Raw genomic sequence first — 22,043 nt, forward strand, 5'->3', positions numbered from 1 at the left:
CATTTTTATTTTATAGAAACAATATTAGTTGTTCTCTGCCAACATACCTTCCATATAGTAACAATCTGTTTGTTCCTTCATAAGTGCCAAACCTTCTTCCCTTGTACTTAATGCATCAATTTTTACTTCCTTACCGTTTGGCATGTATACGATGTAAAAACCTTCTTCGAAAGAGGATAATTTAATGATTTCACCATTTGGACGAATAGCGTTCCATGATTTTTCACTTGGTTTGTATACCAAATCAATTTTCTTACCTGTCTTTGGTCCGTCTACAACCGTCACCTGCATTCTGTTTTTAGATGCAACCATTTTAAATGTGTTTCCATCACGCTCTACCATTTGAGTTTCCTGTTCTCCCTCTTCCATAGCAATAGGATTGGATCCGCTCCAAAACTCTATTACGTTAAAAATAACAGTATCACCTAAAAAGAAAAGTCCGTATACGGGAATAATATTCAATCCCCAGAACACAAGGTTATTTACAAATTTGCTGTCCGAAATATTCTGGTTCCATTCCTTTAAATTGTTGAAGGCACTAAAAGAACCTAAGCAACTTGTAAACAGTAACGAGCTGGCCATAGCCACGCAGATAATAGATTTTTTCATTTTGTATGTATTTTAGATTTAACCTTCAAGATAAAGTTTTATCCCTTCTAAATGAAGTTTAAAAAAATAATTATTACTCTAAAAAAATCAAAAATCCCCATCTATGTTTAATTGGCTTGTTTTCTCTTGGACACTAAAATAGATCTCCATTGCACTTAAAGTTTTGGAAATAATTTTGTCTTTTTATTGTAGCGTTCTATCGTTTCTTTTTATTAATACGATATTTACGGACTTAACGGAATCACTATGAATATTTTATTGACCGGTGCCACGGGAACCCTAGGTTCTCAGGTTCTGTTTTGCTTGCTAGAAGAGAAATTCGACACTATAAATAGGATATACCTTCCTGTGAGAGAAAAGAAAGCGCTTTCACCGATGGCCAGAATCTTAGGAATGTTAGAAAGTGGGTTTACACCGGAATTCATTCAAACCAATCGTAATGAACTTTTGGACAAAATAAACGTAGTATGTGCAAAGGATATTTTAAACCCTGAGCGATTCTTAGAAGGTGTTCGCATTACCCATTTTATCCATTCCGCCGGATTTGTAAACCTATCCACGTTGCCGGAAGCAAAGGAAGACATTTTTAAGAAAAACTATGCCTTTACCAAATCGATTTTTGAAGCATATGCACACTGTATTGATAAGTTTATCTACATAAGCACGGCTTTTTCCGCAGGTAATATTGGTGGAATAATGGACAACGATTATTTGACCTCATCGCCAAACTCTCATAGAAACCACTATGAAGCTTCTAAATTTGCGACTGAACAGTATTTGGTATCTATTGGAAAAGTTAAAGATATACCCGTTCAAATTCTAAGACCTAGTGTCCTAGGCGGCAATATTCTGAAAACGCCTAGTCTCTTTATCTCAAAATATAAGGTCTTTTACCTCTTTGCTAAGTTCTTTCATGGAAATACAACCAAAGGCCGTGTACGGATAACGGCACACAAAGATAGCGGTCTCAACATTATACCTGTGGATTATGCAGCAAAGGTTATTACGACTGTATTTGATAAGGATATTACCCAACTGAATATTGTACATTCTAAAACAACCCATATCAACAGCGGCATAAAGAAAATCTTAGCTGCCGTTGCTTTTGACAATTTTAGCCTTACCCATGAGATTATCGACCAGAAGTCTGGTTTTGAATCGAAACTAGAACAATTTTACTATAAGACCATTGGTGTGCACCTCACGCCTTATCTCACCTCCAAACCCTGCGAGTGGGATACCACCCTTTTACAACAAATTTTGCCTATTCCGGAATACAATCTTGAAAATTATTTAAGAGATACCATACATTTTGCCAAGGAACAAGGGTTCAAGGACCAGCGGTGGTAATCCTTGCTTTTAAATAGTAATTTTAATTTACTTCGTCAATCCTTATATTTATTTTTACGTCACTCAAAAATTAAGCTATGATCATTTTTGTTGATATGGATGAAGTTATCGCAGATACCTACGGCGCCCATATAGAAATTTATAATTCGGAATTTGGCGGACAGCTCACAGCGCAAAGTTGTTTAGGAAACGAGGTCTGGAGGATGGTGCCAGAAGCACATCAGGAAAGTGTTCGTAAACATGCCACCAGAAAGGGATTCTTTAGGGATTTAAAGCCCATAGCCGACAGCATTCCAATTCTAAAAAGACTTTCGGAAGTACATCAAGTTTACATCGCCTCCGCAGCCATGCAATTTCCTAATTCCCTGGAGGAAAAAAGCGATTGGCTGGATGAACATCTTCCTTTTATACCATGGCAAAATAGAATATTATGTGGTCACAAACACATATTAAAAGGTGATGTCCTTATTGATGATCGTAGTTATAATTTGGAACGTTTTGATGGCCGTTCCCTGCAATTTACCTCACCTCATAACGTAAACACGGAAGGCTTTGAACGGGTCAATTCTTGGAAAGAAGTAGCCGAGAAGCTGTTGTAATCCTTGCGCCTCAATCATAAAAAACTTTTTGTCCTAAAAAAGAATCAAAAAATTTAAAATAAAAACCCCTTACTTAAAACAGTAAGGGGTTTTTCATATTTGTTAGAGACGTGTCCTAAGCCTCAAAAGGCTCAATAGATACGAAGGATTTTCCTCCTGCTTTCTTTTCAAACTTTACGAGTCCGTCTACACGGGCATGCAAAGTATGATCTTTCCCGGCATACACATTCTCACCAGGATTATGTCTTGTTCCGCGTTGTCTAACGATGATATTACCAGCAGTTGCGGCTTGGCCACCAAAAATTTTAACACCTAAACGTTTCGATTCTGATTCCCTACCGTTCTTAGAACTACCTACACCTTTTTTATGTGCCATTTGTTACGGTTTTATTAAATTATATTGGAGTGAAAATTACTTTCTACCTCCATCTAGATTATCTTGTAATTCTTTAAGCTCGTCCCACTTGCCTTCTGCAGCCAATTTTGCCTGTGCTGGCCAAGTATCGGTAACATGATTACCACGAACATCAGAAATAATTTCATCAATCTTTTCAGATTTGGTCTTCGCCAATTCTGCAAATGTAGAAATGCCTGCAGCAATCAACGTTTCAGCGATTTTAGGTCCAATTCCTTCAACCTTTTTCAAGTCATCCGCTTTAGATTCCTTTTTGGGGCTAGCTTTTTTTGCCTTAGGCTTTGAAGCTACTGAAACTTCTACAGAAGCGGCTTTGCCGGTAACCTTTTTAGATTCAGCCTCTTTTTTAGGAACAGCCTTCTTGGACTCTGCAGCTTTCGCTTTTTTAGCGCCCTTCGCAACGATACTTTCGATTACGATTTCCGTTAAGGACTGGCGATGTCCGTTTTTCTTTCTGTAACCCTTACGTCTTTTCTTGTGAAAGACAATTACTTTGTCACCTCTAAGGTGCTTAATGACTTTAGCCTCAACAGCGGCTCCATCTATGGCCGGGGCGCCAATAGTAACGTTCGTACCATCATCTAAAAGAAGAACATTGTCAAAAGTTACCTTTTTCCCTTCTTCTGTCTGCAAACGGTGAACGTACACTTTTTGGTCTTTTGCAACTTTAAATTGCTGCCCTGCCATCTCTACAATTGCGTACATATTGTTAAAAATGTATAATTAAAACCTATTGGATTTTTTCCAAAGGCGGGTGCAAATATACTGCTTATTGATTAATGTACAAGGGTTTTTTATGGAATTTGGTTCTCCTTAACATTCGGATTATTGGTAGACTTAAAAAGTTGCATGAAAGATAATGTTAGTACTATGGTAGTAACAAATCCCATAGTGGCAACCACAAGAAATACAATGGCCTCAAAACTTTGGTAGGTACTGGCCCACTTTGTTGAAAGTTCCTCTAAAAATCCCGGAGAAAGTTCCGTGGAATACAGTGCGAAAAAGAGCGTGAAAATCAATGTTGCAACCCCTCCGGTGATCAACCCTGCCATAAATCCGGTACTGTATCTGAAAGCGCTTCCTTTTTTAATCTTGTAATATTTTATGGCCTCGTAAATACTAAACCCAGTTATTACGCCATTAAAAAGGCTGTAAAAAACATTGGTGTGTAACCCCAAGAGCGACAAGATTAAAAAATAGGCTATTAAACTACCGCTTGCGGCAATTCCAAACCTGATTGGTAATGCATAGTTTTTCATAGAAAAAATTATATTAATAATTTTCTTAAGTTATAAATATTCGGTCTAATATCGGAAAATTAAGTTGATCAAATTTACCACTTAAAGAATATACTTACAAAACCTTATTTTTATGTAACATTGAGAACGAAAATCATACTTATTCAAAGTATGATTTAAAAACACTACATAAGATGAGAAAAAAATTGCTATCAACTTCTGCCTTACTTTTTTCGTTCGTGATTACGAGCGCACAAGAGGTAAAGTATGAAGAGTACAACCTTAACAATGGTTTGCATGTAATCCTTCACCAAGATAATACGGCTCCGGTAGTCACTACCTCGGTCATGTATCATGTTGGAGGTAAAGACAGAACAGAAGGTAGAACCGGATTTGCCCATTTTTTCGAACATTTATTGTTCGAGGGTACCGAGAATATTGAAAAGGGGAAATGGTTTGAAATCGTATCCTCGAACGGTGGAAAAAACAATGCCAATACCTCCCAGGATAGAACCTATTACTACGAGGTATTCCCCTCCAATAATCTTAAACTAGGTCTTTGGATGGAAGCCGAACGTATGCTTCATCCAGTCATTAACCAAGACGGTGTGGATACACAGAACGAAGTTGTGAAGGAAGAGAAAAGATTGCGCTACGATAATTCACCCTACGGTAAAATTCTCTTTACGGTATCAGAAAACTTGTTCAAGAACCACCCTTACAAAGACCCGAATATTGGCTACATGAAAGATTTGGATTCGGCCTCTCTGGAGGAATTCATTGAGTATAAGGAAAAATACTACGTTCCCAACAATGCTGTCCTCGTGGTGGCAGGGGATATTGACATCCCTCAGACCAAGCAGTGGATATCTGACTACTTCAAGGACATCCCGAGAGGTGCAGAAGTCGTTCGCAACTATCCGTCAGAAGAGCCAATAACTACCGAAGTGAAGGCGGTATCCTATGACCCTAACATCCAAATTCCGGCCACTGTCATCGCTTACCGCACTCCGGGCTTTAAAGAAAGAGATGCCTATGTATTGGATATGCTCTCCACCTACTTAAGTGATGGCCCAACTTCCAAACTTTACAAAAAGATGGTAGACGACCAAAAAGAAGCACTGCAGGTAGGTGCTTTCAATATAGGTCAGGAAGATTATGGCATGTATTTGGTCTTTGCACTGCCCGTTGGGGACACTTCGTTGGAAACATTGAATACTTCTATTGAAGAAGAAATAGAGAAGGTTAGGACAAACTTGATTTCTGAAAACGACTACAAAAAATTACAAAACAAGTTTGAAAATAGGTTTGTGAATTCCAACTCCAGTGTGGAAGGTATTGCCGGGTCCTTGGCCACTAATTATATGTTGTATGGCGATACTTCGCTCATCAACAAGGAAATAGATATTTACCGGTCCGTTACCCGCGAAGAGATAATGGAAGTTGCCAAAAAGTACCTTAATCCAAACCAACGTGTAGTAATAGACTATCTACCCGAAGAAAATCCATCAAATTAAATATCGCTATGAAAAAATATTATATCCTATTTATTGGAATTTTAAGTGCCCTTACAGTACATGCGCAAGTAGACCGCACCAAGATGCCCGAACCGAGACCCGCTCCCGAAATCAATCTTGAAGAACCTCAAAGCTTTCAGCTAAAGAACGGGTTAAAGGTCATGGTTGTTGAAAACCATAAATTACCAAGGGTGTCCATTCAATTGACTATTGACAACCCCCCCATTTTGGAGGGTGAGAAAGCTGGGGTATCCAGCTTAACCGGAAGTCTTTTAGGCAAAGGGTCTAAAAATATAAGTAAGGACGAATTTAATGAGGAAATAGATTTTCTTGGGGCACGAATGAGCTTTGGTCCACAAAGTGCCTATACAAGTTCGTTGTCCAAGTATTTTCCCAGAATATTGGAATTAATGGCAGATGCGGCTATAAATCCAAACTTCACACAGGAAGAATTCGAAAAAGAGAAGGAAAAATTGATTACCGGACTCAAAACTGAAGAAAAGGATGTTGCGGCAATTGCTGGTAGGGTTCAACGCGCTTTAGCTTATGGCAAGAATCACCCCTATGGGGAATTTACTACGGAAGCAACCGTGAATAACGTAATCCTGGAGGACGTAGAGCAGTTCTACCGTGACTATTTTGTTCCCGCCAATGCTTATCTCGTCATCATCGGTGATGTAGAATTTGAGAAAGCTAAAGAATTGGCAGAAAAGGCATTTACGCCGTGGACTAAAGCCGCGCCCCCCTCTTTTACTTATTCTACTCCGAATGACGCCCAATACACCCAAATTAATTTTGTAGATATGCCCAATGCGGTACAATCCGAGATTGCGGTGCAAAATTTGGTGGAGCTCAAAATGAAGAACGAAGATTACCTTCCTGCCCTAGTGGCCAACCAAATTTTAGGTGGCGGTGGCGAAGGCCGTCTATTCCTCAATCTCCGAGAAGACAAGGGTTACACTTATGGCTCTTATTCATCAATAGGGGATGATAAATATGATGTTTCCAGATTTAGGGCTACCGCCAGTGTACGCAATATGGTTACTGACAGTTCTGTTGTGGAAATACTAAAGGAAATTGATAAAATAGTCAATGAGCCGGTAACCGAGAAGGAATTGGAGAATACGAAGGCGAAATATGCTGGGAGATTTGTAATGGCCTTGGAACAGCCACAAACGATAGCTGCCTATGCCTTGAACATTGAAAAGGAGAACCTTCCAAAAGATTTTTACAAAACCTATTTAGAACGCTTGGACAAAATAACCGTATCCGATGTTCAAAAAGCTGCTCAAAAATATTTTTCTACAAGTAATGCAAGAGTGGTCGTTGCCGGCAAAGGCAGTGAGGTATTGGAAAATTTAGAAAATGTAAGCATAAACGGTAAAAAAATCCCCGTTCAATATTATGACAAAATGGGGGAGAAGACCGAAAAACCGGATTACAGTGCGGATATGCCCGAAGGTGTGACCTCCGATGAAGTCTTGGAGAAGTATATTGAAGCAATTGGAGGCAAGAAAACTTTAGAAGAGGTAGAATCGTATTCCATGACCGCCGAGGCCGAGATGCAAGGAATGAAACTGGAGCTTGAAATGAAAAAGACCTCAAAGGACCAATTCATGCAAGATGTTAAGATGATGGGGAATTCTATGAGCAAGCAAGTCTTTGATGGTGACAAAGGGTATGTAATGGCTCAAGGCCAACGTAAGGATTTTACGGAGGAAGAAGTTAGTAAAATTAAAGAAGAATCAGCTCCTTTTCCAGAGCTAAACTATCTATTAGTAGGTGGAATAACTTTAGAAGGGATAGAAAATGTTGGTGATAAAAAAGCCTACAAAATTAAGGTGACGGACAATAAAACCGTGTATTATGATGTTGAGACAGGGCTTAAATTACAAGAAGTAAATCTGGCCGAAATGCAAGGGCAACAAGTTCAACAAACACTTTCTTACGACGATTATAAAGAAGTCTCAGGAATTATGTTCCCGTTTAAATTAACGCAAAGTATGGGGCCTCAAAATATCGATTTTATGTTCACCGAAATTAAAGTTAATGAGGGTGTAACCCCAGCTGATTTCGAATAAGGCTTAATCCCTTTAACAACGAAAACCCCGCTTCTAAGAGCGGGGTTTTTTATCCAAACACTACTAAAAAAACACTATCCTATTTTTCTAATTTCCGCCTCGCCAATAACGATTCCTTTATCTACCTCGGCATCCCCTGTATAGTTTATTTTCGTTTCACCATAACAAGTGACTTTTAGCCTATCTGAAACGTTTACCCTAAAGTTACTTTCCCCGTAGGCCGTAATTTTAGTCTCATTGTTATTCATGGAAGAGGTATTCACTTCACTCTCGCCATATGCCCTGTAAACCTGTCTATCTACCTTGCCATTGGTAATTTCTAGATAACTTTCGCCATAGATGGCAACGGTAAGTTCACTTAGGACAAGTTCATTAAAGTAAACTTTGGATTCTCCATAAATGGTCAACTTTAAATCATCTTGGCTTATTGGGCTCTTTACCTTCACAACTTCCTCTCCTCGAATAGAAAGATTTTTAAGTGTCTTAAAGGTGATTTTGGCTGTGGCCATTGTTCCATCGTACAAAGATTTTTTCCCTTTCCAATTATCCGAAGAAACACGCTCGGATTTGGTCACGGTCTTGGCGCCATCAAGATATACTCTTAAGGTATTCCCTTCCACTTCAACATTGATTTTATCCATAGAAACCTTGGCATTTTCTATAATTACGGATTCTTCTGAACCCTCTACCAATTCCACCTCAATATGTGGACTTATGATGATTTTATCGAAGGGGTCAACATTTACGGTTTTGGTTTGGGAAAAGACACCTGCTACAAAGCAGAAAAATAATGCTAGTGTTACGATTGATTTTTTCATGATTTTTTCATTTTTAGTATAGTACTACGTAAAGACATTATGAGAATTATTTTGTTACAGTAAGTTAAAAAAAATCAATTATTCATTTTCATTACAATTGATTTTCTAGATAGATTCAGCACGGATAACCAATGAAATCATAATATATATTGGTATTTCTTCCCAGCATGAAATTACGACATACTTTGCATCGGACCTTTTCTATATTTGATATCTTTACAGTTATTGAACAATTTAGACCTAAGAACCTCAAAACTTTCAAAAAATGATTTCTAAAAATATAGTCCTGTCCTTTTCAATTGTTTCCTTACTCCTGTTTTCATCCTGCAAAGAAGAGAAAAAGGTTGAGGAGGGACCAACACAAATGGAACAGGTAATGGCCATTCATGATGAGGTAATGCCAAAAATGGGAAAATTAGGTAAACTGGTATCTCAATTGAAACCAATGGCGGATTCCTTAGGTGACGAATCCGCTCAGGCTAAGGCCATGCGAGATTTGCAACAAGCAAATGAATCCATGATGGATTGGATGAAGGATTTTGGCGACCGTTTTGATTCCGATGAAATTCTGGAAGGGAAAGAACTATCTGCCGAAAAGCAAAAATGGTTGGACGAGGAGGAGGAAAAAGTGAAAAAAGTAAAAGAAGAGATTAACTCAAGCATTGCACAGGCTGAGGCTCTATTGGAGTCCTCTAATTAAATTTTTCCCACCATTTGTCCTGATATTTACCTGTTTCTGTCAAATAAATGGGTTCTCCAATTTTCGGAACTACAACAGGCAACCCTAATTCTTTGGCTTTAGTGGAAACACGCTCAACTGGTTCTGTCCAAGCATGCATGGCCAGTTTAAAGGCTCCCCAATGAATCGGCATTATTTTCTTCGCCTTAATTTCCACACCGGCCTGCGCAGTTTCTTCAGGCATCATATGAATTTCCTTCCAAAGTTCGTTGTACTGTCCGCACTCCATCATAGCAAAATCAAAAGGACCATATTTCTCTCCGATTTCCTTGAAATGTGAAGCATATCCACTATCGCCACTGAAGAAAATATTTTCTGTATCCGATTGTATAATCCATGAACTCCACAAGGTTTTACCACGGTCGGTCAGGCCCCTTCCGGAGAAATGTTGTGCGGGAGTGCATATAAATTTTAACTGCTTAAAATTAATATTTTCCCACCAATCCAACTCTATAATCCTTTCCTTTTCAACGCCCCATTCCGTCAAATGCACCCCAAGTCCTAAGGGAGTGTAAAACATGGCCACTTTATCTTTTAACAGCTGAATAGAACCATAGTCCAAATGGTCGTAATGGTCATGCGAAAAAATAACAGCATCAATCTTTGGTAGTTTCTCTATTTCAATTGGTAAACTTTTACTAAAGCGCTTGGTGCCTAAATATGGGCTAGGTGCCGGAACATCCCCGAACATTGGGTCAATTAGTAAGTTCTCGCCTTCCATTTGCAATAAGAAAGTGGAATGCCCGAACCAAATGAGTCGGGTCGGACCTTGGTAGCGAATAATTTCAATAGAATCGATTTTTTGAACGTTAATATTCTTCTTAGGTAGGGTATTAGGTTGCGGTTTAAAATAGCTGCCTATGCTTTTGAAAAAACCACTAAACCCCAGCTCCATTTTTACGTCATCAAGATTTATGAAAGTACCATCTTTGTAGTTATTGGATTTTGCGTACTGCTTTCTTTGCTCCCCAGAAGCAGAGCCACCAAACTCAGGACTGATATTAACGAAAAATATCGTTCCAATAATAATTACTATTAGTGCGCCTCCTGTGATTATGACCATTCCCCTCAGAACTTTTTTAATTTTTCCCATTTAGAAAGGCAGATTTTGTAAATCTACATTTCCACCTGAAATAATTATACCCACTTTTTTTTCTTTATAAGCTTTAGGATTTTCAGTGGCATCTCTAATTAAAGCGGCTACGGTTACCGCACTAGAAGGTTCAATGATAATTTTCATACGTTCCCAGACCAAATGCATTGCAGAAATAATTTCATCCTCTTCAACCCTAACAATTTTGGATACGTGTTCTTTTATAATAGGAAAATTATTGTCGCCCAACGTAGTTCTCAGACCATCCGCAATCGTATTTACGGTTTTATTCCCTTCGATTTTACCACTTTTCAGAGATCTGTAAGCGTCATCTGCTTCAAAAGGTTCCCCACCAATGACCTCACAATCAGTCCCAAAATAATGTGCAACCACGGCGGACCCAGCGATAAGGCCACCACCACCCACCGGACAAAATATATAATCAAGGTTTGGATAATTTTCCAGCAACTCTAAGGCCGCAGTGCCCTGACCTAAAATAACGTTCAGGTCATTGGAAGGGTGTAGAAAAGTTGCTCCGGTTTTCTGCGCAATTTTATCCGCCAGGGATTGTCTTGCCTCTAAGGTTGGTTCACATTCATATATGATTCCCTTATACTGTTCTACCCCAACCTTTTTTACTTTGGGCGCAGAAGTCGGCATAACAATATGAGCCGAAATACCTAGATTGGTGGCGGCCAAGGCAACCGCTTGCGCAAAATTACCAGAAGAATGGGTAACCACCCCCTTTGCCCTTTGTTCCTCGGACAATTGTAAAATGGCATTGGTAGCCCCACGGATTTTGTAAGCTCCTGCCCGCTGAAAATTTTCACATTTAAAATAGACTTCGGCTCCAATCTTTTCATTGATCAGTCTGGAGGTGAGAACGGGCGTACGGTGTATATAAGGCTTTATTCTGCTATGGCAATCCAATATATCTCGCTTTTGCATAACCATAGTTTTATAACGCTAATCTTTCCATTTTATAGACTCTATAATCCGTCTAATATCATTTTGCAGATATGCTGCTGCCGGAAGAATAGAATCGTAGTTGGGCTTTGTGGCAAAATAAACGGCCCCGGTCAGAAAATGTTCGGTACTGTCCGTTACGAAAAATTGAGATTGTGAGGCGGCATTCCCTTGAACTTCAAACAATGCGCCATAAATTTTTTCGTCAGGGTTAACGTAGGGTTGCTCCACAATGTTGTCCGCTTTCACGGCATGCTCATAGCTTAACCTTTTTGCATCATTAATGAGCTTACCTAAGTTGTTATCTATTTTTTTATAGTTGAGAAATATCGCTCCCTTCATGTCCGGATAAGTCAAGGTAATCGCTTTACTGTCTTGAGATTCGACATTGGCAAACTGATTGTACTGAAAAATAAAATTTTCGGTTTCCAAAGTGGCCAATTTGCCGGCGGGGTATTCCAAACGCATCTGTGCCTTCGGTTTTGGAATAGGTTCTTCCTTACAAGATATTACCGGCAGGAGTAATCCAATGACCACTATCGCATATCTAAACTTCATGGGGCAGTGTAACTTTTATTTGTTTCAATCTCTTTTTATCCAGACTTTCCACTACAAATTGAAAATCATGAAATCCTACTTTTTCACCTCTTCTCGGGAAACTTCCAGAAATTTCTAATACAAATCCCGCAATGGTTTCAGACTCACCTTTATTATCCTCGAACAATGTTTCGTCCTCCAGCTTTGTGACCCGATAAAAATCCTTTAGGGTGGTCTTACCATCAAAGACATAATTATAATCGTCCAACTTCGAAAATATTAAGTCCTCATCGTCAAATTCATCGCTAATATCCCCAACGATTTCTTCGATAATATCTTCTAACGTAACTATCCCAGAGGTGCCTCCGTATTCGTCCACGACAACTGCCAAATGGTTCTTCTTAGCCTGAAATTCGGCCAACAAATCATCCAGCTTTTTATTCTCCGGAACAAAGTATGGTTCCCTTATCAAGGTCATCCAATTGAAGGACTTTCTGTCCAAATAGGGCAGCAAATCCTTAACATACAGCACGCCTAGAACAGTATCTATATTCTCGGAATAAACCGGAATTCTCGAATATCCGTTTTTCTTAATTTCCTCGAGAACTTCCAAAAATTTCATCTGGTCGTTTAGGGAAAAGATATCGATTCGCGGTCGCATTACTTGTTTGGTATCCGTGTTACCAAAGGAAACGATACCTTCCAAAATTTTTTGTTCCTCTTTTGTGGTATCACCGTCCGAAGTTAGTTCCAAGGCCTGAGACAGATGGTCTACACTTAAATTTGACTTTTCTTTACCCAGCTTTTTATATAAAAAAATAGTTCCAGAACGCATGGGAAGGCTCAAAGGTGAAAATAAAAAGTCCAGAACCCTAAGTGGGTAAGCCATAAAATTGGAAAAACTCATTCTGTTACGGTTGGCATATACCTTGGGAAGTATTTCACCGAACATTAATATTAAAAAGGTAGCTACCACCACTTCTAACACAAACCGAAGGGAAACAACTCCCAAAATCAGCTGGTTTACACTGGAAAAAATAGTATCTCCTATAATATTAAAAAGCAAGACAACACCAATATTAATGGCATTGTTGGCAATGAGAATAGTAGCTAACAATTTTTTAGGCCGCTCGAGCAGTTTAATTAGGATACTGCCTTGCGCTGTTCTCTTTTCTTCAATTTCATTGGCCTCTGTAGGGGATAGCCCAAAAAGTGCGACTTCCGCCCCAGATATAAGCGCGGAACAAATTAATAGGATGATGAGAATAGCAATATTTAGGAAAAAGCCACCATCCATAACCATGAAATTTAAGATAAAACGTGAAGGGTCAGGGTCCAATGGTCAATATTTGTTAATTGCATTAAAAAGGTAGGTCGTCGTCTTCTGTTTGACTTAATGGTGATGGTTCTTTTGGTGGTGTTCTACTTTCTACGGTCTTATTCTGAGCTGGCTCTGACTGCCCGGGGCCATTGGCCATGCTTTCCTTTTTAGTGGTAAGAAAAGTAAATTCCTGTACATGCACTTCAGTGGTGTACCGGGTATTGCCATCCTCGCCTTGCCATTGTCTGTTCTTTAACCGCCCTTCAACATATACTTTATCTCCTTTGCTTAGGTATTTTTCACATATCTCGGCCGCCTTGTTTCTAACAACGATGTTGTGCCAATCGGTATTTGTTACGCGTTCTCCGGTAGATTTATTCGTGTAGGTCTCATTAGTGGCAATCGGAAATCTTCCAATACTACCCCCTCCTTCAAAATAATGCATCTTAACCTCATCTCCCAGATGCCCTATTAGCATCACCTTATTCAATGTACCGCTCATACTATTTTCTCCAATTAAATTTTTTGAGGCTTAATGATTTTTTTACAAATTCACCTCTATGTAAATCAAACTCTTAAAAGAATATTTTTCTTAAACAAAAGTACTAAAATTTAAATGCTTTGATGAAATCCGCTATCAAAACCGGAACAGGGTGTTTATCCAAATTTGCTACCGGAATTCCTTTCGATAAAACTTCATCTGTCTCAATAATCCAAAACTTTGTGTTCAAATGTTGATGGGATAATTTATGTACAATTGGTGTGGAATCAAATTGCGAGATTCGACCACTAGTATTCCCCTCTAGAATTTTGTTATATCCCTTTTCGATGTAATTAATATCAACCTCCTTTTCAGTTTCCAACAAGGGGAATTCCCATAGGTTTTGCCAAATCCCTTTACCCTTCCGTTGCTTTAGAACTGTGCTTTTTTCACCTTTTTCACTTGAGAATATAGGGACCAAATAATTAAAATACCGGTTCCTAACCTTGGTCTTCTTGAGTTTGACGGGTAGCGTGTCTGTTTTTCCATCCTTTAACGCGATACAACTTTCAGATAGCGGACAAAAGAGACAATTGGGTTTTTTTGGTGTGCACTGGATGGCCCCAAATTCCATAATACCCTGGTTATAATCCCTTATATTCTCAACGTCCATTACTTCATTAGCCAATTTCTTGAAATATTTAATCCCCGTGGTAGAATTAATAGGAGTAACTACACCAAAATATCGAGACAAGACCCTATAAACATTACCGTCTACAACTGCCTGGGGCTCATCAAAACAAATAGAGGCAATGGCACTGGCCGTATAGTCGCCCACACCCTTAAGTTTTAAAAGTTCTTGATAATTGTTCGGAAATTCCCCTCCGTAATTGTCCACAACCATTTTAGCGGTGGCATGTAAATTTCTAGCCCTAGAATAGTATCCGAGGCCTTGCCAAAGTTTTAACACCTTCTCCTCCGAGGCGGCCGCTAAATCCTGAACTGTTGGAAAAGCGCTTATAAACTTCAAGTAATAAGGGGTCCCTTGGGCTACGCGAGTTTGTTGCAGCATAATTTCCGACAACCATATTTTGTAAGGATTGCGGGTTCGCCGCCACGGAAGGGTACGCTTATTTTGACCGTACCAAATCAATATTTTCCTAGAAAATAACATCTACTTTAATACTAAGTGATAAAAGTAGCAGTTTAAATACTTAAAATTAGCCCTTTAGAAAGAAAGATTGAATTAAATTTATATATTTGCAACCCGAAAAAACATACAGAAAATATAATATTGTAAGATGACGAAAGCGGAAATTGTATCGAAAATCTCAGATAAACTGGGAATTGAAAAAGGAGATGTACAAGCAACAGTGGAATCCTTTATGGAAGAGGTTAAAACTTCATTGGAAGGTGGAGACAATGTTTACCTTAGAGGTTTTGGTAGTTTTATCATTAAGACTAGAGCGGAAAAAACCGGAAGAAACATTTCTAAGAATACGACCATAAAAATACCTGCGCACAACATTCCCGCATTTAAGCCGGCAAAGGTTTTTGTTGAAGGAGTAAAGAGCAACGTACAAGTAAAATAACAATAATCTAAAAGAAGAACTTTATGCCGAGTGGTAAGAAAAGAAAAAGACATAAGGTAGCTACCCATAAGCGCAAGAAGCGTAGAAGAGCTAACCGACACAAGAAAAAGTAGTTTTTTAAACTACTTTTTCATTTTAATACGTTCCTTGACATAGAGGTTCCAAAAGTGGACCTCGGCAGATTTCATTAATCTGTTTTTGATATTGTTTAATCATTCCGCTCCCGCATGCAAATAGTTATTGTTAAGGGACGGATAAAAATACATTCAGGTGAATAGAGAATTAATCGTAAGATCTAGTTCCGATGCCGTAGATTTTGCCTTATTAAAGGACGGTAAACTCACTGAACTGCATAAAGAAGAAGACAATAATGATTTTTCCGTTGGTGATATTTTTTTAGCCAAAATACGGAAGCCGGTCACAGGACTCAACGCTGCATTTGTAAACGTTGGTTATGAAAAAGATGCATTTCTGCACTATCATGATTTGGGACCTCAATTATCTTCTATGCTCAAGTTCATAAAACAAGTGAGTACAGGAAAACTAAGGGACTATTCCCTTAAGAACTTTCCGTTCGAAAAAGACATTGATAAGAATGGTGTTATTACAGACGTAATTAAGGCCAATCAATCATTGTTAGTGCAAATTGTTAAAGAACCCATATCCACCAAGGGGCCAAGAATTAGTTCAGAGCTTTCAATAGCTGGGCGTTATTTGGTCATGGTGCCATTTTCAGACCGCGTATCCGTATCTCAAAAGATAGGGAGCAATGAAGAAAAAGACAGGTTAAAAAGACTTGTTAAGAGCATAAAACCAAAAGGATTTGGAGTTATCATAAGGACAGTTGCAGAGGGCAAAAAAGTAGCAGAACTAGACAAAGATTTAGAAAACTTGCTGAACAAGTGGTCAGCAATGTGTAAAAAATTATATCGCGCTCAAACGCCGTCAAAAGTATTGGTAGAACTCAATAGGGCTTCGTCCATTTTAAGAGACGTGTTCAATGATAGCTTTACCGGAATTTATGTAGATGATGCTTCCCTATATAATCAAATTAAGGATTATGTAATGGAAATTGCTCGGAGAAGGAATCGATAGTAAAGCACTACGATTCTCAAGTTCCAATTTTTGAAAAATTTGGTATCGAAAGACAGATCAAAACGTCTTTTGGTCGTACGGCCACCATGAGCAAGGGAGCCTATCTTATAATTGAGCATACCGAGGCTTTGCATGTAGTTGACGTGAACAGCGGCAACCGATCAAATAAAGCAAAGAACCAAGAAGATACCGCATTGGAAGTGAATCTTCTGGCGGCCTCCGAAATTGCAAGGCAATTACGCCTTAGGGATATGGGAGGTATAATAGTTGTGGATTTTATAGATATGGTAAAAGCACAACATAGAAAAAAGCTTTTTGAACATCTTAGGGATGAGATGAAGGATGATCGTGCAAAACACAAAATTTTGCCACCCAGTAAGTTTGGTCTTATCCAAATTACACGGCAGCGTGTTAGACCCGAAATGAACATCAAAACTACTGAACAAAACCCTAATAATAATGGGCAAGAAGTAGAAGCTCCAATAGTATTGATCGACAAAATAAATGTGGATTTAGAGCGACTTTTAAAAGGTCCTGCAAAAGACAACGGTATTACACTAAATATACATCCGTTTATTGCAGCCTACATCACAAAAGGCTTTCCGTCTATGCGTACCAAATGGTTCTTGGAGCATAAAAGATGGATTAAAATACAACCAAGGGATGCCTACACGTATCTCGAATATCGTTTTAAGGATAAAGACGGTAAAACCATTTATTAAAGTACTAAAAGCGACTTCCCTTTCGGGAAGTCGCTTTTTTTATGTCCAAGAGTTATGGAAATTCTGAAACTTGATTTAATTTCCCGAATGTTATTACATGCCCTGTAGTAGCGAAAAGTTGGAAACCGATATTGTAAGTATTATTTTGCTTTAAAAATAAAAACCCAATAACTATCCATATTCCATTATAATAATCTTAATTCTATGGCTCCTAGAAAAATTACATTGTTCTTGATTTTGCTTATATCATTTAATTCTTCAGGCCAACAAACCACCTCTAAAAATAATGCGAACGATATTTTTGGAATGGTGCACCTCTTCGGCAAAAAGAAATATAATACCTTTTCAGGAACATGGAAATTCAACAATGCATCTACTTGGCTTTTACTCAAAGATGGCTGGGCATTAAAAAATCCCACGCTACCTCCGGAAGAGATAAATTTTGAAAAGTCAAGAAAGGAGAACCCCTCTTTTTGGATAAAATGGAAGGATGATGCGAGGTTCGAGAAAGCGACAATCTACAAACCTAGTGACAAGTACGAACGTTATGAACTCGCCGTTAAGTTGTATTCAGTGAACGGAACCACTATTTCAAGTTCTGTCACCACTTCCAAGTTAATACTTTCTAAAGATGGACGGTTCGAAACGACCTCATTTTCCTTGGCCGAGGTGAATAGTGGCAATTCAACTACCAGGACAGGAGTCAGAAAGGACCGTAAGGGGACTACCAGTACAGCTGGAAATACTACCGAACTAGGTTCGGGAACAGTAAAAAGTGTCAAGAATAGTTCAAAAAATGCTATAGGAGATAGTTCAGGTACGTACTATATCAATGGTCATAGTATTACTCTGAAATTTGATAACGGAGAAATTTTACACGCAGTTTTTGCAACCGATGGCAAAGACAGTTTAATCTTGGGAACCAATTTTTATTTTAATTCTTCCAAGAATTAAATATGAACTATTCCCAGCAATTCACCTCTGTAGAAGAAGCCACCAAAAAACTGGAAAGCTATTGCGCCTATCAAGATCGTTGTCAAAAGGAAGTAATTCGAAAACTTCGTGATCTGGGAATGATACCACTTGCCATTGACCAAATTGTTGGTCATCTCATTAAAGAGAACTATTTGAACGAAGAACGTTTTGCAAAAAGTTTTGCGCGTGGCAAGTTCAAAATTAAGAAGTGGGGGAAAAGGCGAATTATTAGCGAACTCAAACAAAGAGATATTACCAAATACAATATCGCTACCGCATTAAAGGAAATTGATGAGGTAGAATACCTAAAGACACTGGACAGTCTTGCAAAAAAAAGATTAGGGCAAATCTCAGAAACCAACCTTCAGAAGAGGAAAAAAAAGTTGGCAGACTATCTGCTTTACAGAGGTTGGGAGAGTCATTTGGTGTACGGTAAACTTCAAGAATTAATTGCCTGAATACATTAACCATAAACATATCTATGGTCTTCTAACGAATAAAGATAGCGCTAAGCTTTACCGCTGGTTTGAACCAAAAATTGATTTGTTTTAACTATGGCCTTTTCATTCTTGGAATCAATCCATTTTTGACCTTGTATTTTCCGCATCATAACATCAAAATGGCGCATAAAGAAAATATTATAAGCCGCATGGGCAAAATTTAAGGGGTTTCTTGCCAATGCCCGCAAGCTCATTGAAAACCCTGGGGTTTTATACTTCATATAGTGCCAAAACCCTTCTGGCATATAAAGAACTTCACCATGTTTCAGCTCAGTTTTAAATCCGTTAGCTCTTTTTAGCGCAGGCCATTTTTTAAAATCTGGATTCGAAAAGTCTATACTTTCATGTGTTATCAAACTGTGTGGGACTTTATACAAGTATTTGGTTTCGGATTGTGGAAACAGAATACATTCTTTTTCACCTTCAAAATGAAAATGGAAAATATTGGCCAAATCGATATCGTAATGCATAAAAGTATGAGAGTCTCTACCACCAAAGAAAAGCATAGGAATACCCTTTAACAATCGTATGCCAAAATCAGGAAAAGAAAAATCGTTCTGTAATTCCGGTACTTCCTTTAAGAGATTCCATAGAAAAATCCGGAATTTGGTAGGGCCCTTTTTTAGAGTATCAATATAATCGGACATCTTCATTTGAGCGTGTGGCTCGTTAAAACCATCCTCATGGTGTACTGGCCGATCATCGTACAAAGGAACAACTTTATTCCCAGCGACCTTTTTGATGTAGTCCAAATTCCATTTGGTAAGTGCAGGCCAATCTTCGATAGCCCTTTGTATAACCAAAGGTTTTTGAGGTTTGACGTAGTTCTTAATAAAATCTTCCTTGGTGATAGATTCCACCCTTTGGATTTCAACTAGTTTCAATGGTATTTGGGTTTTTAGGAACCCCAAAGTTACTTAACCTCTTTAAAAGATTTTCTTAAAAAATTAATAATGTAGGATTAGTCAGTCAACTTAGCCTTTTCCTTCGCCATCTCGTTGCGCTCAATCTTATGATCTGGCCTAGTCCATTTTGGCTTTTCGCCTAAAGGAAGATACTCGGAATCCGATGCTTCCACGGTTTTGGGTTGGGAAACTTTAGTAAATGGTTTTTGTGGATTCAGCCCCAATAATTTAAACATTTCCATATCCTCGCTTACATCAGGATTAGGAGTGGTCAGCAACTTATCCCCTGCAAAAATAGAGTTTGCGCCGGCAAAGAAACACATTGCCTGCCCTTCCCTACTCATCTCTGTACGACCAGCCGACAACCGGACCTGGGTTTCTGGCATTACGATTCTCGTTGTGGCTACCATACGAATCATATCCCAAATAGCAATAGGCTCCATATCTTCCATTGGTGTTCCCTCTACAGCTACCAATGCGTTTATCGGAACGGATTCTGGTTGAGGGTTTAAAGATGATAAGGCTACCAGCATCCCTGCGCGATCTTCCAATGCTTCACCCATACCTATGATTCCACCACTACATACCGTGACATTACTTTTACGCACATTATCTATAGTTGCCAAACGATCTTCAAAAGCACGGGTAGAAATCACATCTTTGTAGTAGTCTTCTGAAGTGTCCAAGTTATGGTTGTATGCATACAATCCCGCCTCTGCCAAACGTTTTGCCTGGTTCTCCGTAATCATCCCTAGTGTACAACAAACCTCCATGTCCAATTTGTTGATGGTGCGAACCATCTCCAACACTTGATCAAACTCCGGTCCGTCCTTTACGTTACGCCAAGCCGCTCCCATACAAACCCGGGAGCTACCCGAAGCTTTTGCCCTTAACGCTTGAGCTTTTACGTGTGGAACGGTCATCAAATCGTTGCCTTCAATATCGGTATGATAACGTGCCGCTTGTGGACAATAGCCACAGTCTTCTGGACAACCACCTGTTTTTATGGATAATAAAGTAGATACCTGAACCGTATTGGGGTCATGATTTTTCCTGTGGATGGTTGCCGCGTCATAGAGCAGTTCCATTAAAGGTTTGTTATAAACTGCTAAAATCTCTTCTTTGGTCCAGTTGTGTCTTACTTCAGTCATAAAATCTTACGTTGTTGGTAAAAATCAAAAATAGCTGAATTTGGATAGAAAAAATAATTTGGAAGTTTAAATTACCTCTAGAAACATTAAAACTTCACATCACTAAAAACCTAGTAAATTGAGAAAAATTGTTAAGGTCTTCTAAGAAGTACGCTTACCGCATTACCACCAAAACCTACCGCATTTACCATTACTCTGTTTAAACTCTTGCGAGTGGACTCATAGACTAAATAGGGGACTTTTATCACTTCTTGTTGCTGTAGCATAAGTATCGCCAATTCAACACTTAACATTCCCGAAGCTCCGAACGTATGACCAACTTTCCATTTATTCGTAGTTAAAAACGGTGTTTTATTACCAAAAACTTCTTTAATCGCCTTGAATTCCGTCATATCCCCTTTGATGGTTCCGGGAGCATGCATTACAATTGCATCGACTTCATCTGGTGACAAATTCCCTAATGCCATTTTCATGGAACGTTGAAAACAAACTGCATCTGTGGAAATGGAAACATTATGTTCCAAAGGCTCTGTAGCGTATCCTACGCCTTCAATAACTGCTAAGGAATTCTCCCATAACCCTACTTCCAAACAGGCCATTGCTGCACCTTCCCCCAACACCATCGTGTTCTGAGATTTATCTAAATCCAAAGCACGGCACGGATAGCTTCGACTTTGCTCAGCTACCATATCATCATGTTGACTGAGCGGGGTCGAAGTCATAGGAGCATAAATTTTTAAAGCCTTCATCTGGGCGATAGTAAACGGAGTTAATGGCGCTTCGCTTCCACCTACCAGGAATCTGTTGGCCATGCCACTTTTTAACCAAGCAATTCCGTTCAGCATGGAATGCAACGCCGTAGAACAGGTAATGGAATGTGAGATATCGGGCCCCTGCGTTTGTAAATCATGCCCTACCCAAGATGCTATATTTCCCAATGTGGAGGTAGGAGAGGTAAGGGTAGCTGTCTTTTTGTGTTGCAGATAGTCCTCGTGATACTTTTCGAACAATTGGGTGGCTCCTCTCGAAGAGCCTATATTGATTCCAAAATTATCCGCTGCCCTCCAGCCAGCTTTTCCTATGACGGCTCTTGAGACCCAGATAGCATAAAGCACGGTGTCATCTAAATTTTTATATTTGGAATTCGACCCCTTTAACTGTTGGATTTCCTGTTTTAAAGTTGGAGAAAGTGGTGCTATCCAAGTCCTTTGATTATCGAAATCCTGTTCTTCGAAGCAATGTCCATCTCGGCCATAACCTCTCCAGGTATCACTGGATGAATCACCCAAGGCGGATATGGAAGCAATTGCGGTAATGGAAATTTTATCGTTCAAAATAG

General features: G+C 39.0%; 22 protein-coding genes and 1 pseudogene. 9 read left to right on the forward strand and 14 right to left on the reverse strand.

The features are described from left to right. Positions 1–24: 24 nt before the first annotated feature. Positions 25–609, reverse strand: coding sequence for a DUF3332 domain-containing protein (locus tag N8A89_RS06360; protein ID WP_281541505.1), 585 nt, complete (start codon positions 607–609; stop codon positions 25–27). Positions 610–855: 246 nt separating this feature from the next. Here N8A89_RS06360 and N8A89_RS06365 point away from each other — a divergent pair, with 246 nt between their 5' ends. Continuing rightward, the gene (locus tag N8A89_RS06365; protein ID WP_281541506.1) at positions 856–1,959 is read left to right on the forward strand and encodes an SDR family oxidoreductase; all 1,104 of its coding nucleotides are present in this window, start codon (positions 856–858) and stop codon (positions 1,957–1,959) included. 77 nt (positions 1,960–2,036) lie between these two features. Beyond that, on the forward strand, positions 2,037–2,558 hold the full coding sequence (locus N8A89_RS06370) for a 5' nucleotidase, NT5C type (RefSeq protein WP_281541507.1): 522 nt from the start codon (positions 2,037–2,039) through the stop codon (positions 2,556–2,558). Between the two features lie 115 nt (positions 2,559–2,673). Here N8A89_RS06370 and rpmA read toward each other — a convergent pair whose 3' ends face one another. The 3 genes from rpmA to N8A89_RS06385 form a co-directional block, all read right to left on the reverse strand. Beyond that, positions 2,674–2,934 (reverse strand): 50S ribosomal protein L27, encoded by a 261-nt coding sequence (rpmA, locus tag N8A89_RS06375; protein ID WP_281541508.1) that lies wholly within the window; start codon positions 2,932–2,934, stop codon positions 2,674–2,676. A 36-nt stretch (positions 2,935–2,970) separates the two neighbouring features. Next, a complete protein-coding gene (rplU, locus tag N8A89_RS06380; RefSeq protein ID WP_289645134.1) occupies positions 2,971–3,678 on the reverse strand; it encodes a 50S ribosomal protein L21 in 708 nt (235 codons plus the stop codon). 89 nt (positions 3,679–3,767) lie between these two features. Continuing rightward, complete coding sequence (locus tag N8A89_RS06385) at positions 3,768–4,232, reverse strand: DUF4199 domain-containing protein (RefSeq protein ID WP_281541509.1); 465 nt, start codon at positions 4,230–4,232, stop codon at positions 3,768–3,770. A 173-nt stretch (positions 4,233–4,405) separates the two neighbouring features. On the opposite strand from N8A89_RS06385, the gene N8A89_RS06390 reads away from it, so the two are divergent. Continuing rightward, positions 4,406–5,728 carry a M16 family metallopeptidase gene (locus N8A89_RS06390; RefSeq protein WP_281541510.1) on the forward strand — a complete coding sequence of 441 codons (1,323 nt, stop codon included), beginning with the start codon at positions 4,406–4,408 and terminating at the stop codon, positions 5,726–5,728. Between the two features lie 8 nt (positions 5,729–5,736). Next, a complete protein-coding gene (locus N8A89_RS06395) occupies positions 5,737–7,809 on the forward strand; it encodes a M16 family metallopeptidase (RefSeq protein ID WP_289645135.1) in 2,073 nt (690 codons plus the stop codon). A 74-nt stretch (positions 7,810–7,883) separates the two neighbouring features. Here N8A89_RS06395 and N8A89_RS06400 read toward each other — a convergent pair whose 3' ends face one another. Beyond that, entirely contained in the window at positions 7,884–8,627 is a 744-nt protein-coding gene (locus tag N8A89_RS06400) for a head GIN domain-containing protein (RefSeq protein ID WP_281541511.1), read from the reverse strand. 265 nt (positions 8,628–8,892) lie between these two features. Between N8A89_RS06400 and N8A89_RS06405 the strand changes: the two genes are divergently transcribed. Then, complete coding sequence (locus N8A89_RS06405) at positions 8,893–9,327, forward strand: hypothetical protein (RefSeq protein ID WP_281541512.1); 435 nt, start codon at positions 8,893–8,895, stop codon at positions 9,325–9,327. Here the strand turns inward: N8A89_RS06405 and N8A89_RS06410 are convergent. The 6 genes from N8A89_RS06410 to mutY form a co-directional block, all read right to left on the reverse strand. After that, positions 9,320–10,459, reverse strand: coding sequence for an MBL fold metallo-hydrolase (locus N8A89_RS06410; protein ID WP_281541513.1), 1,140 nt, complete (start codon positions 10,457–10,459; stop codon positions 9,320–9,322). The two genes, N8A89_RS06405 and N8A89_RS06410, sit on opposite strands and share 8 nt — an antisense overlap. Further along, on the reverse strand, positions 10,460–11,407 hold the full coding sequence (locus N8A89_RS06415) for a pyridoxal-phosphate dependent enzyme (RefSeq protein WP_289645136.1): 948 nt from the start codon (positions 11,405–11,407) through the stop codon (positions 10,460–10,462). Between the two features lie 18 nt (positions 11,408–11,425). Beyond that, on the reverse strand, positions 11,426–11,983 hold the full coding sequence (gene gldD, locus N8A89_RS06420) for a gliding motility lipoprotein GldD (protein ID WP_281541514.1): 558 nt from the start codon (positions 11,981–11,983) through the stop codon (positions 11,426–11,428). Next, positions 11,973–13,301: a gliding motility-associated protein GldE gene (locus N8A89_RS06425; RefSeq protein WP_430682094.1), complete on the reverse strand. Its 1,329-nt coding sequence runs from the start codon at positions 13,299–13,301 to the stop codon at positions 11,973–11,975. The genes gldD and N8A89_RS06425 overlap by 11 nt, the downstream gene beginning before the upstream one ends. Positions 13,302–13,323: 22 nt before the next feature. Further along, a complete protein-coding gene (locus N8A89_RS06430) occupies positions 13,324–13,785 on the reverse strand; it encodes a single-stranded DNA-binding protein (RefSeq protein WP_281541516.1) in 462 nt (153 codons plus the stop codon). Between the two features lie 103 nt (positions 13,786–13,888). Further along, a complete protein-coding gene (gene mutY, locus N8A89_RS06435) occupies positions 13,889–14,938 on the reverse strand; it encodes an A/G-specific adenine glycosylase (RefSeq protein WP_289645137.1) in 1,050 nt (349 codons plus the stop codon). Between the two features lie 127 nt (positions 14,939–15,065). On the opposite strand from mutY, the gene N8A89_RS06440 reads away from it, so the two are divergent. The 4 genes and pseudogenes from N8A89_RS06440 to N8A89_RS06455 all read left to right on the forward strand — a co-directional run bounded on the left by N8A89_RS06440 (position 15,066) and on the right by N8A89_RS06455 (position 18,606). Further along, on the forward strand, positions 15,066–15,356 hold the full coding sequence (locus tag N8A89_RS06440) for an HU family DNA-binding protein (RefSeq protein ID WP_099572450.1): 291 nt from the start codon (positions 15,066–15,068) through the stop codon (positions 15,354–15,356). Between the two features lie 270 nt (positions 15,357–15,626). After that, a pseudogene (locus N8A89_RS06445) lies at positions 15,627–17,173 on the forward strand (Rne/Rng family ribonuclease). A gap of 204 nt (positions 17,174–17,377) precedes the next feature. After that, positions 17,378–18,127 carry a hypothetical protein gene (locus N8A89_RS06450; RefSeq protein ID WP_281541517.1) on the forward strand — a complete coding sequence of 250 codons (750 nt, stop codon included), beginning with the start codon at positions 17,378–17,380 and terminating at the stop codon, positions 18,125–18,127. Between the two features lie 2 nt (positions 18,128–18,129). Beyond that, entirely contained in the window at positions 18,130–18,606 is a 477-nt protein-coding gene (locus tag N8A89_RS06455) for a regulatory protein RecX (RefSeq protein ID WP_289645138.1), read from the forward strand. Between the two features lie 50 nt (positions 18,607–18,656). Here the strand turns inward: N8A89_RS06455 and N8A89_RS06460 are convergent, their stop codons facing one another. From N8A89_RS06460 to N8A89_RS06470, 3 genes are all read right to left on the reverse strand, one after another. After that, positions 18,657–19,532 (reverse strand): cupin-like domain-containing protein, encoded by an 876-nt coding sequence (locus N8A89_RS06460; protein ID WP_430682095.1) that lies wholly within the window; start codon positions 19,530–19,532, stop codon positions 18,657–18,659. A 77-nt stretch (positions 19,533–19,609) separates the two neighbouring features. Then, positions 19,610–20,704 (reverse strand): biotin synthase BioB, encoded by a 1,095-nt coding sequence (gene bioB, locus N8A89_RS06465; protein ID WP_281541518.1) that lies wholly within the window; start codon positions 20,702–20,704, stop codon positions 19,610–19,612. A gap of 131 nt (positions 20,705–20,835) precedes the next feature. Beyond that, positions 20,836–22,038 (reverse strand): beta-ketoacyl synthase N-terminal-like domain-containing protein, encoded by a 1,203-nt coding sequence (locus N8A89_RS06470; RefSeq protein ID WP_281541519.1) that lies wholly within the window; start codon positions 22,036–22,038, stop codon positions 20,836–20,838. Between the last annotated feature and the right edge of the window lie 5 nt (positions 22,039–22,043).

It is taken from the genome of Maribacter aestuarii, assembly GCF_027474845.2.
GTDB lineage: Bacteria > Bacteroidota > Bacteroidia > Flavobacteriales > Flavobacteriaceae > Maribacter > Maribacter aestuarii.

Excerpts from the sequence above, each read along its gene's own strand:
- N8A89_RS06360 (WP_281541505.1), bottom strand. The coding sequence starts at position 609 with ATGAAAAAATCTATTATCTGCGTGGCTATGGCCAGCTCGTTACTGTTT.
- N8A89_RS06365 (WP_281541506.1), top strand. The coding sequence starts at position 856 with ATGAATATTTTATTGACCGGTGCCACGGGAACCCTAGGTTCTCAGGTT.
- N8A89_RS06370 (WP_281541507.1), top strand. The coding sequence starts at position 2,037 with ATGATCATTTTTGTTGATATGGATGAAGTTATCGCAGATACCTACGGC.
- rpmA (WP_281541508.1), bottom strand. The coding sequence starts at position 2,934 with ATGGCACATAAAAAAGGTGTAGGTAGTTCTAAGAACGGTAGGGAATCA.
- rplU (WP_289645134.1), bottom strand. The coding sequence starts at position 3,678 with ATGTACGCAATTGTAGAGATGGCAGGGCAGCAATTTAAAGTTGCAAAA.
- N8A89_RS06385 (WP_281541509.1), bottom strand. The coding sequence starts at position 4,232 with ATGAAAAACTATGCATTACCAATCAGGTTTGGAATTGCCGCAAGCGGT.
- N8A89_RS06390 (WP_281541510.1), top strand. The coding sequence starts at position 4,406 with ATGAGAAAAAAATTGCTATCAACTTCTGCCTTACTTTTTTCGTTCGTG.
- N8A89_RS06395 (WP_289645135.1), top strand. The coding sequence starts at position 5,737 with ATGAAAAAATATTATATCCTATTTATTGGAATTTTAAGTGCCCTTACA.
- N8A89_RS06400 (WP_281541511.1), bottom strand. The coding sequence starts at position 8,627 with ATGAAAAAATCAATCGTAACACTAGCATTATTTTTCTGCTTTGTAGCA.
- N8A89_RS06405 (WP_281541512.1), top strand. The coding sequence starts at position 8,893 with ATGATTTCTAAAAATATAGTCCTGTCCTTTTCAATTGTTTCCTTACTC.
- N8A89_RS06410 (WP_281541513.1), bottom strand. The coding sequence starts at position 10,459 with ATGGGAAAAATTAAAAAAGTTCTGAGGGGAATGGTCATAATCACAGGA.
- N8A89_RS06415 (WP_289645136.1), bottom strand. The coding sequence starts at position 11,407 with ATGCAAAAGCGAGATATATTGGATTGCCATAGCAGAATAAAGCCTTAT.
- gldD (WP_281541514.1), bottom strand. The coding sequence starts at position 11,983 with ATGAAGTTTAGATATGCGATAGTGGTCATTGGATTACTCCTGCCGGTA.
- N8A89_RS06430 (WP_281541516.1), bottom strand. The coding sequence starts at position 13,785 with ATGAGCGGTACATTGAATAAGGTGATGCTAATAGGGCATCTGGGAGAT.
- mutY (WP_289645137.1), bottom strand. The coding sequence starts at position 14,938 with ATGTTATTTTCTAGGAAAATATTGATTTGGTACGGTCAAAATAAGCGT.
- N8A89_RS06440 (WP_099572450.1), top strand. The coding sequence starts at position 15,066 with ATGACGAAAGCGGAAATTGTATCGAAAATCTCAGATAAACTGGGAATT.
- N8A89_RS06450 (WP_281541517.1), top strand. The coding sequence starts at position 17,378 with ATGGCTCCTAGAAAAATTACATTGTTCTTGATTTTGCTTATATCATTT.
- N8A89_RS06455 (WP_289645138.1), top strand. The coding sequence starts at position 18,130 with ATGAACTATTCCCAGCAATTCACCTCTGTAGAAGAAGCCACCAAAAAA.
- bioB (WP_281541518.1), bottom strand. The coding sequence starts at position 20,704 with ATGACTGAAGTAAGACACAACTGGACCAAAGAAGAGATTTTAGCAGTT.